This window comes from Streptomyces flavotricini (assembly GCF_020639365.1).
Lineage (GTDB): Bacteria > Actinomycetota > Actinomycetes > Streptomycetales > Streptomycetaceae > Streptomyces > Streptomyces flavotricini.
The window spans coordinates 8,165,051-8,179,016 of record NZ_JAINUL010000001.1 but is presented as its reverse complement, the minus strand read 5'-3'; the positions used below and the strand labels follow the sequence as shown (position 1 = coordinate 8,179,016).

Sequence of the window (13,966 nt, the reverse complement as noted above, 5' to 3'; positions counted from 1 at the left end):
CTTCGCCATGAGCGAGCAGACCACCGCCTCCCCCGTCGTCCGCCGAGTCGACGCCCGCCACCGCTACGAGATCCTCGTCGACGAGACCCGCGCCGGCCTCACCTCCTACCGCGACCGCGACGACCAGCGGGTCTTCTTCCACACCGAGATCGACGACGCCTACGCCGGCCAGGGACTCGCCGCCGCCCTCGTCCAGCAGGCCCTGGCCGACGTCCGCGCCTCCGGGCTGCGGATCGTGCCCGTCTGCCCGTACGTGGCCAAGTTCCTCACGAAGCACCTGGAGTTCGCGGACATCACGGACCCCGTCACCCCCGAGGTCCTCAGCTGGCTCGACGCCCGGCTGGGACGCTGAGTTCTCCACAGAAGGGCGTACGGTGCGCGGCCGGATCCCGCACCGGGTGAACGACTGTGCACCCCCGAACGTCCCGCCGCCCGCCCCCTCCGCACCCCTGGCGCGGCATGCCCCCGCCACGACCCCGTGCCCCTCCTGACTCGCGCTGATGGTGCAAAGCGCGACAGCATGGAGGGAGGGCGGTCGACGGTGGCTGCCGGCACGCGAGGGCTTACAGACCGTGACCAGAGAGCATTTTGCGTTCTGCGGGGCTGAGCTGGCGGCTGTCTACGTCCTCTCCGACGGCCGCAAGGAACTCCACCTGGCCGAGCTGACCGGAAACCGCTCCATGCTCTACGGGCTCCCGGCCGTCCTCTCCGTGGACGGGCACTCCCCGGCCGCCGAGGCCTACCGCTCGGGCCGCCCGCTGTGGCTGACCCCGAAGGCGCTCGCCGCGTACGTGGAGGAGGATCCGCACCACTTCCCCGGCCGGGTACGGAACGACTCCGTCAGGGCGTCGCCGGCCAGGCTCTCGCTCGGCGCCCTGCCCCTCGGGCACGGCGCCAGGGATCTGGGCTGCCTGATCGTCGCGGGCGAGGTCCCCGACGGGTTCAGCAGCGACCGCCGGAGCCTGCTGGAGCTGTACGCGGACCAGGTCGCCGCCGGACTCGAATCGGCGGCCGCCCACGCTCCCGGGCGTACGGCCCCGCGCCCCGTACTCGGACACACCCTGGTGCCGCTGCGGGGTGGTGCCTTCATCCTGGACCTCGCCTCCGGCCGGATGGAGGCGCACGCACGCGTACTGGAGCTGCTCGGCATCCCGCCCGACCAGTTCGGCGGCAACGTGGAGACGCTGCTCGCGGCGGCCGTTCCGGACGACGTCCCCGCGCTGATGGCCATCGTGGAGCCGGACAGGCTCACGACGGATCCGCAGCAGCTGGCGTTCCGCATCCGCAGACCGGGAGGTGAACTGCGCTGGCTGGGCCTGCGGTGCCGGGTGATGACGGACGACGACGGCACCCCCGTGCGGGTCCTCGGTGTCGTGGCCGACGCCTCCTACCTGCGGCCGAGTGCCGACGAAGTCTCCATCGTGCAGCGGCTGTCCACCAAACTGGCCGGCGCGGCGACCATCAGGGACGTCAGCCAGATCGTCGTCCATTCCCTGCGCGACCCACTGGAAGCGAGCCGCGTGCTGGTCGCCGAGCTGGAGGCCGACCGGCTCGTGATCACCGTGCTCGACCCTCCCGAGCCGCGCGCCTGGCCGGACATGTGGCGTTCGGAATGGCGGTCGGAGTGGCCGGACGCCTCGATGCACGACGTGCCCACCCTGCAGAACGCGATTCGGGAGGGCCATGTGAGCCTGTGGCCGCCGGGCGCGGACCTCGAGCCCGCTCTCGCGGGCATCGGACCCGGAGGTCTCGCGGTCCTGCCGCTGCCGGCGGACGGCCGGATGGTCGGGGTCTGCCTCGTCGGATGGGACGGTGAGCACCGGTTCGGGCCCGAGGAGCGGTCTTTGCTGACCGCCACCGCGGGGCTGGTGGGCCAGGCACTGATGCGCGCGCACGCACTGGACGCGGGCCACGAACTCGCCACGATGCTCCAGCGCAGCCTGCTGCCGCGCAAACTGCCCTCGCTGCCCGGCGGGATGGCCGTCGCCCGGTACCTGCCCGCGACCGCCGGGCTCGAAGTGGGCGGCGACTGGTACGACGTCGTCCCGCTCAACGACGGTCACGTGGCCCTCGTCATCGGCGATGTGCAGGGACACAGCGCCGGAGCCGCGACGATCATGGGCCAGATACGGACGGCCGTGAGGGCCTACGCGGTGGAGCGGCACCCGCCCGACGTCGTCATCGCCAGGGCCAACCGGCTGCTCGTCGGCATGGAGACGGACCTGTTCGCCACATGTCTGTACGTGGACCTGGACATGGAGGAGGGCATCGCCTGGTTCGTCCGTGCCGGCCACCTGCAACCGATCCTGCGCTACCCGGACGGCAACACCTCGGAGTTGGCGGTCGAGGGAGGACCGCCCCTGGGAGTGGTCGCTGACGCCGAGTTCCCGCTGACGGAAGTCGGCCTGGTGCCGGGGACCCTGCTGGCCTTGCTGACCGACGGCATGGTCGAGTCGTCCAACGTCCGTCTGGAGGACGGCATGCGCCGGGTGTGCGACGTACTGGCCACGGCAGATCCGGCCGACCCGGGGATGGTGGCCGACGAACTGCTCGCGGGCGTCAACCGGCGGGACGACGACGTGGCGCTGCTGCTCCTGCGCTACGACGGCACCCGCGTCCGGCCCATGCGGACGAACTGGACCGTCTGGCGACTGCCCAACGCCGTCCAGCACGCTCGCCGCTTCGCCGCGCGCGCCCTGCGCTCGTGGGGCGTGGAAGAGGAACTCGACATCGCCCTGCTGGTGGTGTCCGAGCTGGTCACCAATGCGATCGCCCATACGCAGGGAGAGGTCCGGCTGGACCTGACCCTGTCCGCCGACCGGCTGCGCATCGCCGTGAACGACGGCTCGCCCCGCAGCCCGGTCAAGCCCACGTCCGTGGACTGGACGGCGACCGGGGGTCGCGGGCTCCTCATCGTCGAGGCGACGACCGCGTCGTGGGGCTCGGTACCTCTCAGCAGCGGCAAACAGGTGTGGGCCGAGGTGCCGCTGGCACCGGGCGAGCGACTCGCCCGGCGCACGTAGGCCGCCACCGCGGCCGGCGGCGGACACGGGCCCGGCCACCGGCCGGACGGCACCGGTGGACGGGCCCGCGCCGTCACCGCTTCGCGACCGGGCGGCCGCGGGACTCAGATCATGTTCTTGTAGATGTTCCAACCACTGCCGAACTTCACCGGGGCGGCGAAGGTGGCGGTGCCGGCGTTGCCCGTCGAGCTGTACCGGTACACCTCACCGTTCGGAAGGCGGGCGAGCAGGTCGCCCTTGCTGTCGCCGTCGATGTCACCCGGGACGAACAGCAGGTCGTACTGGCCGAAGCCGCTGCCGACCTGCTCACGGGCGGCGAACGGCGCGGTGGCCGTGCCCGTGCCCTTGAAGAGGAACAGGCGGCCGGAGGTGTCCCGGGCGAGCAGGTCGGCCCGCCCGTCGCCGGAGTAGTCGCCCGCGCCGACGAGCGCGTCGTAGGCGTTCCAGCCGGTGCCCACCTTGACGCGCGCGCCGAACCGGGTGACCAGCGCACCGTCGCCGGGGTGCAGCCACAGGGCGCCGGCGGAGTCACGGCTGAGCAGGTCGCCCTTGCCGTCGCCGGTCAGATCACCGGGGCCGACCGTCAGGGTGTAGTTCCACGTCGTACTGACCCGCTGTTCGCGGATGTACAGGTCACTGCCGATGTTCTGCACGTAGCTCGCGTGGTTGTGGCTGTTGAGCCCGGTGGCGTACGTGGTGCGGGAGCCGGGCGTCTCGGTGCCGACGTTGGTCGGCGGCACCAGGTAGGTGCCGTTGGCCAGGGCGCTGTACTTGGCGAGGGTGCCGTTCGCTTCGGTGGCGAGGTTCTGTGCCTTGCCGTAGAGCTGGGTGGTTCCGGCGCCGACCATGAACTTGTTCCGTTCCCACCCGCTGCCGTAGTAGGTGGGGGCGGCGAACTTGCCACCGCCGATCGACTTGCAGAGGTACTGCTTGCCGTCGCCGGCGCGAGCGATCAAGTCGCTCAAGCCGTCGCCGTCCACGTCGTCCGGGCCGCTGATCACGTTGTACGCGTTCCAGCCGGTGCCGACCTTGACGCGGGCCTTGAGCGGGGCGGTGGCACTCCCCGACCCCTTGTGGAACCACAGTTCGCCGCTCAGCGTACGGGTGAGGACGTCGCCGAGGCCGTCGCCGTCGACGTCGCTGGCGCCGACCACCTGGTCGTACACCCCCCATCCGGAGGCGACCTTGACCCGCGCGCCGAAGGGCTTGGTGACGCTTCCGGTGCCGGTGTAGAGCCACAGGCCGCCGGCGTGGTCACGGGCCAGCAGGTCGGGGTGGTGGTCCCCGGTGAGGTCGCCGGTGGCGATGACCCGGTTGTAGATCTGCCAGCCGCGGCCGGACCACAGGGGTGCGGAGGTGCCCTGCAGGGCGGTCTCGTACAGCGTGAGCTCGCCGTCGAAGGAGAGGGAGAGCAGCTCGGCCTTGGTCGTGCCGCCGACGTCGCCGACCGGCAACAAGTCCTTGTACGAGGCTTCGGGGTCGGCGCTGTAGATCGCGTAGTCGCTCCAGGCCCCGACCTTCGACGAGTAGACGGCCGTGCCGTGGTCGTACTCCATCACGATCATGTCGCTGAGGCCGTCACCGTCGACGTCGTGCCGCGGCTTGGCCGCGGCCGGTGCCGCCGGTCCCGTGGCGCGGCCGGGCGGAACGACGCTCGGGTACAGGTCGTCGCCGCCCGGTGCGGCAGCGGAGACCTGATCCGCCGCCGGGCCGGCCGCGGGCAGGGCGGTGGCGGAGCCGGACGTGCGGAGCTGCGGGGCGGCGCTGCTCGGAGCCGCGCTGCTCGGAGCCGCGGCCAGGGCGCCGGCGGCCAGGGCGAGCACTCCGCCGGCGGCCAGTAGGCGCAGTCGTATGCGATGTGAGGAAGTCAAGATCCCCCCTGAGGATCGAACCGGGTTCGCCCGGACACGTCTTGCCGTGCAAGGGGAGACACGTATCCATACGCAAACGGTTCCCTGACCCGATCGGGTATTCATACTCGCGTTTCCCAGCCCGGCGATTCGCAACAGCGACGTGTCGGTGAGCCCGATGAGGGACGCGAACCGGGAGGCTTCGGGAATGATCCACGCCGTCGTCCACGCACTGTCGATCACTCTTTCCATGACGTGGGAGATCACCTGGGCCCTGATCCTGGGCTTCGCCCTGTCCGCCGTGGTACAAGCCGTCGTCCACAAGTCGACGGTGGTCTCGCTCCTGGGGGACGACCGTCCCAAGACCCTGGCCGTCGCGGCAGGACTGGGTGCGGCCTCTTCCTCGTGCTCGTACGCGGCGGTGGCGCTGGCCCGCTCGCTGTTCCGCAAGGGCGCGAACTTCACCGCGGCGATGGCCTTCGAGATCGCGTCCACCAACCTCGTGATCGAGCTCGGCGTGATCCTGGCCCTGCTGATGGGCTGGCAGTTCACCGCGGCGGAGTTCGTCGGCGGACCCGTCATGATCATCGCCCTGGCCGGGCTGTTCCGGCTGTTCCTGCACGACGGGCTGCTGCGCCAGGCGCGGCAGCAGGCCGAACGCGGCGTCGCCGGGTCGATGGAGGGACACGCGGCGATGGACATGTCCGTCAAGCGTGAGGGCTCCTTCGCCCGGCGCCTGCTGTCGGGCGAGGGGTTCACCTCCACCAGTCACGTCTTCGTGATGGAGTGGGCGGCGATCCTGCGGGACCTCGTGGCCGGCCTGCTGATCGCCGGAGCGATCGCCGCCTGGGTCCCCGACTCGTTCTGGAGCGCGCTCTTCCTCGACGGCCATCCGCTGGCGTCCAAGCTGATCGGCCCGCTCATCGGCCCGCTGGTCGCGATCGCCTCGTTCGTCTGCTCGATCGGGAACGTGCCGCTCGCCGTCGTGCTGTGGCAGGGGGGCATCAGCTTCGGCGGCGTGGTCTCGTTCATCTTCGCCGACCTTTTGATCCTGCCGATCCTCAACATCTACCGGAAGTACTACGGCCCGAGGACCGCCCTCTTCCTCCTGTGGACCTTCTACGCCGCAGCGGTGATCGCGGGCTACGTCGTGGAATTCGTCTTCGGCGCCCTCGGGCTCATCCCCGACCAGGCCGACGCCACGATCCCCATGGAGGGGATCTCCTGGAACTACACGACGTACCTCAACATCGCGTTCCTCCTGCTCGCCGCCGCGTTCCTGATCCGGTTCCTGCGCACCGGCGGGCGCCGGATGCTCGCCATGATGGGGGGCGGTCCAGGCGCCCAGGAGCACGGTGAGCAGGGCGGCCACAACGACCATGGCGGACGCGGCTGACCGGTGGAGGCCGCGGGTGGCCGCCGGGCCGGACCCGCCCGCATCAGGTTGCCGCGTGGTCGTCGAGCGGAACGCCCAGCCGGTCGGCCAGGGCCGTGAGGGCCGGACCCAAGGGAAGCGCGACCCGGGCGAGAGCGTGCTCGTCACCACGGGTGGGGTCGTTGTTGACGATCAGTACGGGCTTTCCGGCCCGGGCGGCCTGCCGGACGAACCGCAGCCCTGACATCACGGTCAGTGAGGAACCCAGGACCAGGAGCGAGCGTGCCCCACCGACCAGTTCGCGGCAGTGCTCGACCCGCCGCGGCGGAACGGATTCGCCGAAGAACACCACGTCCGGCTTGAGGATGCCGGCACACCGTTCGCACGCGACCACGCGGAAGTCCCCGACCTGGCCGTCGGTGAGGTCGGCGTCACCGTCCGGGTTCAGAGCGGCGGCGACCGGCTCGAATCCGGAATTCGCCTCGGCGAGCCGCCGCGCGACGTCCCGGCGCGGTTCGAAGGCGCCGCAGGAAAGGCAGACGACTCGCTCCAGGCTCCCGTGGAGCTCCACCACGCCCTCGCTGCCGGCGGCCTGGTGCAACCCGTCGACGTTCTGGGTGATCACGCCCGCGAGCAGGCCACCGCGCCCGAACGCCGCCACGGCCCGGTGCCCGGCATTGGGCAGGGCCCGGCCGAAGGTGCGCCAGCCGAGGTGACTGCGTGCCCAGTACCGGCGCCGCGCCCGGGCGCTGGCGGTGAATTCCTGGTAGGTCATCGGGGTGTGCCGGCTCAGGCTCCCGCCCTTGCCCCGGTAGTCGGGGATTCCCGACTCCGTGGACATGCCCGCCCCGCTGAGGACCAGCACATCGCCGCCGCGCAGCGCGTCGGCGACCGGCTCCGGATCGGCGGTGCCGGGCCGCAGGCCCGCGGGAGGCGTCCAGGTCAGGGTGGGGCGCATGCGCATACCGCCAGCGTACGCAACAGCCGGCACGCCGGCCCCGGCCGGCGCCCCTCGGGACGGCCGCACGGCCGTCCCGGCAGAGCCGGGTCACCGGCTCCGGGCAAGGGAGTCGGCGAGCTCGCCCTCGGGGGTCGGGGGCCCGGTCTTGCCGCAGAACTCCGCTTCGATCACGCCGAGGTAGAGCGACCCGTCCCGGAGCCAGTCACCGTTGGCGTTGAACGTCAGCAGGTGGTGCCCGTCCGGCGTTGCGAACATCCCGGACAACGAGCCGTTCGTACGTCCGCTCTTGCCCACCACCTTCACGCCGCAGGACAGTGTCGCGAACTCGACCCCGAGCCCGTAGCCGAACCCGTCCCCCGCCGGCACCTCGTCGAGCATCTGCTTCATCTGGGCCGGGCCGAGGAGTTCACCGCCCATGAGGGCGCGCTGGAAGCGGTTGAGGTCGCCCCCGGTGGAGATGACGTCGCCGGCGGCGCCCAGCCAGGTCATGTTCTGTTCCGTGGCGTCGTGGATCTCGGCGTCGGGCTCGCTCCGGTGGAGTCGGGAGTAGCCGACGGGGTGCGGCTTCGGCATCTGCGGCGCGGTGCCGGGGAACGACGTCCCTCGGAGCTTCAGCGGGCGGATGACACGGCGCGTGACCTCGTCGGCGTACGATCGGCCGCTCGCCCTCTCGATGACCATGCCGGCGATCACGAAGTTGGTGTTCGAGTACGACGGGGCCGTACGCGGGTCGGGCTTCGGCGGGTGCCTGAGGGCGATCGCGACGAGTTCCCCGGGCGTGTGGGAGTCGTACCGGTGCTCCGGGAATCCGGGGCCGGCGGCGTCGTGCACGAACGCGGGGTCGTCCGTGTAGTCGGCGATGCCGCTCGTGTGGTTCAGCAGTTGGCGCAGGGTGATCGTGGAGCCGTCGTAGCCGTTGCCCCGCAGCAGGCCGGGCAGCCACCTCTCGACCGTGTCGTCCATGCGCAGCCGTCCCTCGGCGTCCAGTTGGAGGAGGACGGTCGCGACGAACGTCTTGGTGATGCTGGCCACGCGGAAGTGTTCACCGGGCGAGCGCTCGCGGCCCGTCGCCGTGTCGGCGCGGCCGGCCGCGGTGGACCACCCGGCCCTCCCTTCCTGGACGTGTGCGGCCGCTCCGGGCAATCCGCCCGACGCGACGAGGGCCCGTACGGCTGCTCGAGTCGCGCCGTGCCCGACTCCTCCCCACCCGGCATTCGCCGTGTACGCGGCGTACGCGGTCGGGGTGGGTACGGCCGCGCTGACGAAGGCGGCCAGTGTCAGCGCGAGCGAAGCGGTGCCCGGGGACCGCAGCTTCATGGGTGGAACCTCCGGAGCAGCGCGGGGGCGCCTGCGCTGCCCCCTGTGGTCGAAGGGACGCCCCACGGGCGCCCGGGGTTGGTCGTTCAGGCGGGCCTGTTCAGGCCGGTACGGTTCCGGTCGCCCGAACGGCGCAAGGGCGGTGCGGCGGGGCGTGGGCTGCGACCTCCCTGTTCAGGGGCGGGTCGGGGCCGTGGCCGGCCCGCTCCGCGCCGGGCCGTCCGGGAGGTCGGGGCGCCGGGCCGGCTCTACGCTCCGGTGCCATGAGCCCCGTACACGGCGATCCGCACTCCGGACCCACGCGACGCGCCCTCCTCGCCGCCGGCGCGGGAGCCGCGCTCCTGGCGGGTTGCGCCCGCGGCGGCTCCGCGGGCGCCCCGGCCGCAGCCACCCGCAGCTCGGCCGCTGCTGCGGGCGGCAGCATCACCCCGGGCGCGATGACGCTGTTCAAGGACCCCGCGTACAACTTCAACGGGCTCCTCGCGCTCGGCGGCTCGGGCGCCGGGGCCGCGGAGGTGGGCGAGGTCCTGACGGCCGTGAACGCGATCAACGCGGCCGGACTGACGGCGCAGTCGTACGTCAAGACGTTCCGCGACCTCGGCGACCGGCTCATGGCGGCGCCCCCGGGCGCCCCCGCCGACGGCCAGACCAAGCGCTTCCGGGCCCTGCGCGCGGCCCAGTACTACGGACAGGCGCTGTTCTTCGTCCTGGGTTCGGACGATCCCGGCAGCGAGGAGCAGCTCTACAAGGCGGGACGCGCCGCCTGGGACACCTTCTGCGACCTGTGCGAGCCCGCCCCGGTGAGGGCGAAGGTGCCCTACGGGAGCACACCGCTGCCGGTGTGGTTCTTCCGGCCCGACACCTCCGGTGCTCCGCGCCCGACGGTGATCTTGACCAACGGCAGCGACGGCCAGAACGTCGACATGTGGACGTACGGGGTCCCGGCCGCGCTGGAACGGGGCTGGAACGCGCTCGTGTACGACGGACCGGGCCAGGGCCAACTGCTGTTCGTGGACCGTGTGGTGTTCACCCCCACCTGGGAGCGGGTGGTCACCCCCCTCGTCGACTGGCTGACGGCCCGCTCGGACGTGGACTCCCGCAAGATCGCCCTGACGGGCCTGAGCATGGCGGGCGACCTCGCGCCGCGGGCCGCGGCGTTCGAGACGCGCATCGCCGCCCTGGTGGCGATGCCGGGCTGTGTGGAGCCGTGGCTGGGCTTCCCGCCCGAGATCCGGAAGATCCTCACCCCGGACAAACGGCAGACGAACGACATCTGGAACAAGGAAGTCGTCCCCGAACTGCCCCCGGACGCGGCCGATGTGATGAAGAAGCGGTTCGAACCGTTCTCCGTGCCCGCGATGCTCGAAGCCCGCCAGGGCAAGCTGTTCACCGACTTCTACACGCCGGCCAACCTCATCAAGGCGCTGTCCATCGCGGACGTCGTCGGCCGCATCACGGCGCCGACCCTGGTGCTGGATTACGAGGGCGAGCAGTTCTACCCCGGCCAGCCGCGCCGCATGTACGACGCCCTCACCTCGCCGAAGGACTACCTGAAGCTGACGGCGGCCCAAGGGGCGCAGCTGCACTGCTCCCCCATGGCCCCGCAACTGCACTGCGAGGTCGTCTTCGACTGGCTCGACCAGACGCTGGGCCCGTAGGCCGGGCGGTCGGCCCGATCAGCCGTCAGTCCTTCTTCAGCTCCTCGGCGAGCATCACGAGGATGCCGCTGGGGCCCCGGACGTACGTGAGCTTGTAGACGTCCTCATAGGTGGCGACGCCTCGCAGCGGACGGCATCCGTGCCGTGCGGCCGTCTCGAGGGCCTTGTCGATGTCGTCGACCGAGAAGGCGACGCGATGCATGCCGATCTCGTTGGGACGAGTGGGCTCCGACTCGATCGCTTCGGGGTGGATGTACTCGAAGAGCTCGAGGCGACCGTGGCCGTCCGGTGTCTGGAGCATCGCGATCTTGGCGTGATTGCCGTCGAGGCCGACGGCGGTGTCGGTCCACTCACCGCTGACCGTGTCACGGCCGACGACCGTGAGGCCGAGGTCCGTGAAGAAGGAGATCGCTGCTTCGAGGTCGCGAACGGCGATCCCGACGTTCTCGAGTGTGATGGCCATGCGTTGCATGCTAGGGGGTGTCTTGTCGATCGGCCGCTCGCGGCACCGCGGGCCCCCGCCCTCAGGCCGTGCCGGGCCTCGCGGGGCAGGCGGGACTTTGCGGACACCCCCTAGCCCCGGGGGACGGCGAAGTCCGTGAGCAGCGCGGTGCCCGGCCCGAGGTGCGACCAGGGGCCCTGCAGGGTCAGTACGGCCACTGCGGAGGTCGGGAACTTGGTGCGGACGCGCTCCAGCGCATCGCCCGCGGCCGCCCCTGCTGCCAGCAGCACCAGGTCTTCCAGGCCCGGGTTGTGCCCGACGAGCAGCAAGGTGCCCACCTCGGGCGGGACCTCACGGACGACGTCGAAGAGGTCTCGTGCGTCCGCCGCGTACAGGCGCGGGTCGTGCCGGACGGGCGGCATGCGGTCCAGCTCCGCCGCGGCCAGGTCCCAGGTCTGCCGGGTGCGGCGTGCCGGGGAGCACAGCACGAGATCCGGCACGTCGAAGGAGCGGGCGAGCAGCCGGCCGGCCGCGGGCGCGTCGCGCAGCCCGCGGGGCCCCAGGGGGCGGTCGTGGTCGGGAACCCCGTCCGGCCAGGCGCTCTTGGCGTGTCGCAGGATCACGAGTCGGCGCACCGCGCCGTCCGGCCCCGCATCCCGTACGCCGTGGACCTCGGTGACGTGGTCACTGTGCCTCATGCCCCGAGCGTAGGGCCCGGGAGCGGGCGTCGTGGGCTGAAGGGCCCACCGGTCAGGCGAACTCCTGTCGCGGGGGTGCCTTCCGCGTCTTCACGCCGCCGAGGACGAGTGCCAGCCCCACGACGACGACGCCGAGGTAAGCGGCGGACGGACGGTCGACGAGCTTGTGCAGCCAGCCCCACTCCGTACCGAAGAAGGTCTGCGAAACGAAACTGACAAGGCCCTGGGCTCCTATGACGTAGCCGATGCTTTCGACGGTGTATCCGATGGTTGTTCGCACGGATCAACCCTCTCGCGGCGGTGCCGCGAGACCGTCCTCCGCAGGGCCGAGAACGCGGTAGGCCAAAGGATGCAGTCGCCCTCGTCTGCGCCCTCCCGCCCGCGGCGGCGCTGACCGGCCCACCGGCCCACGCCCACCCCATCACCGCCCTCGCGGCACCCCTCGACGACGGGGAGCCCTGCCCCGGAGGAGGGGCCAAGCCCTGCTCGGCCCCTCCCGAAGAGCGCGATCGCGTCGACAAGGACCGCGACGCCGCGAAGCAGGACAGCGCCGCGGCCAAGCGGGCGGCCCAGAAGCCAACGAGCCGCTGCTCACCTTCGCCTCCACCGTCTCCGCCGCCCAGAACGACAACGGCTACTGCGGCCCGCTCATCACCAACGTCCGCCCGTCACCCAGGAGCCGGCGCCCGTCGACAAGACCGTCCCGGCCGGCGCCCTGCCCGCCTCCGAGGCCTTGTACGGCAACGGCGCTGTGAACCGCTGTACGTTCACGGCCGAGGAGAACTACTCGTTCAGCTACTGCGCCCCCGCCCGCGCCCCCGCCGAGACCTACTCCACCTGCACCCGCAACACCCTGAACCGCACCCGCCCCGTCTCCACCGCCAACCGCTCCTACGGTGACCTGCCCGCGGCCGCCGGCCTGCCCGGCAGCGGCACCGGAGCGCCGAGCAACATGGGCCAGCAGTACGGACAGGGCACCGGCCCCGCCCCCGCCTGGAACACCACCCAGCAACGCCCGGTCACCGAGATCGTCCAGCCGGCGGAAGCCTCCTGGATCGAGACGCAGGCCGGTCGCCGGCGCACCGAAGGACGGTTCGACGCCACCACCAAGGCCACCGACCCGCACTACGACTGGCGCCTCCACACCGTCATCGACCACCCCTCCACCGACCTCTCCGACCGGATCTACCAGCGCGCCGGCCCCCTGACCGCCTCGGAGAAGCTGCGCTGCCAGTCGGACCGCCCCAGCGCGACCACCCCGGTCGGCGCGAACGCCCCCGCCGGCGCCGAGCGCTGACGACGCCCCGAGGTCCGAGCCCCGCCGTACCGCACCGGGCGGCAGGGCCGGATCCCGTACTCGGGTACTCGGGTACTCGGGTTCAGACGGCGGTGCAGCGGCTGCCCGTGACGCCTTCACGCCTTTGCGTCGACCGCTTCCACGAGCGTGACCATGACCTCGACCGCCTCTTCGTCCGTGAGCCCTTGTTCCCGGCACAAGGAGCGCCACGTCGAGAACGCGGCGGCGTGCCCGATCACCGCCCGCCGGACCGGAACGTCGACCGCGGGCCAGGCACCGGCCAGCACCTCGACGTACTCCCTGTTCATCCGCTCCCGGGCCTCGCGCATCGCCTCCGGTACGGCGTGCTGGTCGCGGATGACGAGCGTCAGCATCTGCTCGCCCGCGCGATAGAAGCGGTAGAGGTCGCGGAGCCCGGCCGTCAGCCGGTCCACGGGACCCGCGAACGCGGCCCACATCTCGGGCCGGGGCAGCTGCTGGCGCGACAGCCAGTGCCCCGAACACGCCTCGAACAGGGCGTTCTCGTCCGGAAAATGCCGGTACACGGTCAGCCGAGTGACGCCGGCGCGCTCGGCTATCGCCGCGATGCTCGTCGACGCCGGGCCCGCGGTGCCGTGCAGATGCACGGCGGCTTCGATGATGCGCTGCCTCGTCCGGCCCACGCCCTCGGCGCGTTTGCGCATCTCATAGCCGCGCGGCGTCGTCGAACGCTGCTGATCACTCAATTCTTGACGTCCCGGCGTATGCGGTGGAGACTTTTTAGGAGAACATGAGTGTATCTCCAAATTCTGTCGAGGAGTGATCGCCATGACAGAGCTGCCGGCCCCGCCTCTCACCATCGTTCGTCCCGGCGAGGGCGCCGAGGGCTTCCTCGGCTCGATCGGGGTCGCCTTCAAGCTGTGGGGGGAAGACACCGACGGCTCGGTCTCCGTCGTCGAGCACCCCTTCCCGGTCGGTGCACTGGTGCCGCCGCACCTGCACACCCGCGAAGACGAGTACTCGATCGTCACCGAAGGCGAGATCGGCTTCCGTTCCGGCGACCGTGAAACGGTGCTGGGCGCCGGCGGCTACATCACCAAGCCGCGCGGGGAACTGCACACGATGTGGAACGCCGGGTCCGTACCCGCCCGCATGATCGAGATCATCAGTCCGGCCGGATTCGAACACTTCTTCCGCGAGATGACCGAGATGCTCGCCGACGGGCAGCCGCCGCCCGAGGACGCGCTACCCGCACTCGCCGCCAAGTACGGGCTCGTGTTCGGGCGGCCCGCCTGGCTGCCCGACGTCATCGCCAGGTACGACCTGACGCCCCCGCCCGGCCTCTGACCGGGCACCCGACCGCCCT

General features: G+C 71.5%; 13 protein-coding genes. 6 read left to right on the top strand and 7 right to left on the bottom strand.

Annotation, left to right across the window (positions count from 1 at the left end):
• The first annotated feature begins 7 nt into the window (after nucleotides 1-7).
• Both K7B10_RS37460 and K7B10_RS37455 read left to right on the top strand, forming a co-directional pair.
• On the top strand, nucleotides 8-352 hold the full coding sequence (locus tag K7B10_RS37460) for a GNAT family N-acetyltransferase (protein ID WP_229343735.1): 345 nt from the start codon (nucleotides 8-10) through the stop codon (nucleotides 350-352).
• 220 nt (nucleotides 353-572) lie between these two features.
• Nucleotides 573-3,023 (top strand): SpoIIE family protein phosphatase, encoded by a 2,451-nt coding sequence (locus tag K7B10_RS37455; RefSeq protein ID WP_229343733.1) that lies wholly within the window; start codon nucleotides 573-575, stop codon nucleotides 3,021-3,023.
• Between the two features lie 104 nt (nucleotides 3,024-3,127).
• On the opposite strand, the gene K7B10_RS37450 is transcribed toward K7B10_RS37455, so the two are convergent.
• On the bottom strand, nucleotides 3,128-4,894 hold the full coding sequence (locus K7B10_RS37450; protein WP_229343731.1) for an FG-GAP repeat domain-containing protein: 1,767 nt from the start codon (nucleotides 4,892-4,894) through the stop codon (nucleotides 3,128-3,130).
• Between the two features lie 190 nt (nucleotides 4,895-5,084).
• Between K7B10_RS37450 and K7B10_RS37445 the strand changes: the two genes are divergently transcribed.
• Complete coding sequence (locus K7B10_RS37445) at nucleotides 5,085-6,269, top strand: permease (protein WP_229345696.1); 1,185 nt, start codon at nucleotides 5,085-5,087, stop codon at nucleotides 6,267-6,269.
• A 43-nt stretch (nucleotides 6,270-6,312) separates the two neighbouring features.
• On the opposite strand, the gene K7B10_RS37440 is transcribed toward K7B10_RS37445, so the two are convergent.
• Together K7B10_RS37440 and K7B10_RS37435 are read right to left on the bottom strand one after the other, a co-directional pair.
• On the bottom strand, nucleotides 6,313-7,212 hold the full coding sequence (locus K7B10_RS37440; RefSeq protein ID WP_229343729.1) for an NAD-dependent protein deacetylase: 900 nt from the start codon (nucleotides 7,210-7,212) through the stop codon (nucleotides 6,313-6,315).
• A gap of 84 nt (nucleotides 7,213-7,296) precedes the next feature.
• On the bottom strand, nucleotides 7,297-8,526 hold the full coding sequence (locus K7B10_RS37435) for a serine hydrolase domain-containing protein (RefSeq protein WP_229343727.1): 1,230 nt from the start codon (nucleotides 8,524-8,526) through the stop codon (nucleotides 7,297-7,299).
• 263 nt (nucleotides 8,527-8,789) lie between these two features.
• Between K7B10_RS37435 and K7B10_RS37430 the strand changes: the two genes are divergently transcribed.
• The gene (locus K7B10_RS37430) at nucleotides 8,790-10,184 is read left to right on the top strand and encodes an alpha/beta hydrolase family protein (protein ID WP_229343724.1); all 1,395 of its coding nucleotides are present in this window, start codon (nucleotides 8,790-8,792) and stop codon (nucleotides 10,182-10,184) included.
• Between the two features lie 25 nt (nucleotides 10,185-10,209).
• Here the strand turns inward: K7B10_RS37430 and K7B10_RS37425 are convergent, their stop codons facing one another.
• The 3 genes from K7B10_RS37425 to K7B10_RS37415 form a co-directional block, all read right to left on the bottom strand.
• Nucleotides 10,210-10,647 (bottom strand): VOC family protein, encoded by a 438-nt coding sequence (locus K7B10_RS37425; RefSeq protein ID WP_229343722.1) that lies wholly within the window; start codon nucleotides 10,645-10,647, stop codon nucleotides 10,210-10,212.
• A gap of 110 nt (nucleotides 10,648-10,757) precedes the next feature.
• Nucleotides 10,758-11,324 (bottom strand): SixA phosphatase family protein, encoded by a 567-nt coding sequence (locus K7B10_RS37420; protein WP_229343720.1) that lies wholly within the window; start codon nucleotides 11,322-11,324, stop codon nucleotides 10,758-10,760.
• 52 nt (nucleotides 11,325-11,376) lie between these two features.
• Entirely contained in the window at nucleotides 11,377-11,604 is a 228-nt protein-coding gene (locus K7B10_RS37415; RefSeq protein WP_229343718.1) for a hypothetical protein, read from the bottom strand.
• A 471-nt stretch (nucleotides 11,605-12,075) separates the two neighbouring features.
• Between K7B10_RS37415 and K7B10_RS37410 the strand changes: the two genes are divergently transcribed.
• Nucleotides 12,076-12,621, top strand: coding sequence for a hypothetical protein (locus K7B10_RS37410; RefSeq protein WP_229343716.1), 546 nt, complete (start codon nucleotides 12,076-12,078; stop codon nucleotides 12,619-12,621).
• Between the two features lie 116 nt (nucleotides 12,622-12,737).
• Here the strand turns inward: K7B10_RS37410 and K7B10_RS37405 are convergent, their stop codons facing one another.
• Complete coding sequence (locus K7B10_RS37405) at nucleotides 12,738-13,346, bottom strand: TetR/AcrR family transcriptional regulator (protein ID WP_229343715.1); 609 nt, start codon at nucleotides 13,344-13,346, stop codon at nucleotides 12,738-12,740.
• 82 nt (nucleotides 13,347-13,428) lie between these two features.
• Here K7B10_RS37405 and K7B10_RS37400 point away from each other — a divergent pair, with 82 nt between their 5' ends.
• The gene (locus tag K7B10_RS37400) at nucleotides 13,429-13,947 is read left to right on the top strand and encodes a cupin domain-containing protein (protein WP_229343713.1); all 519 of its coding nucleotides are present in this window, start codon (nucleotides 13,429-13,431) and stop codon (nucleotides 13,945-13,947) included.
• Nucleotides 13,948-13,966: the final 19 nt, after the last annotated feature.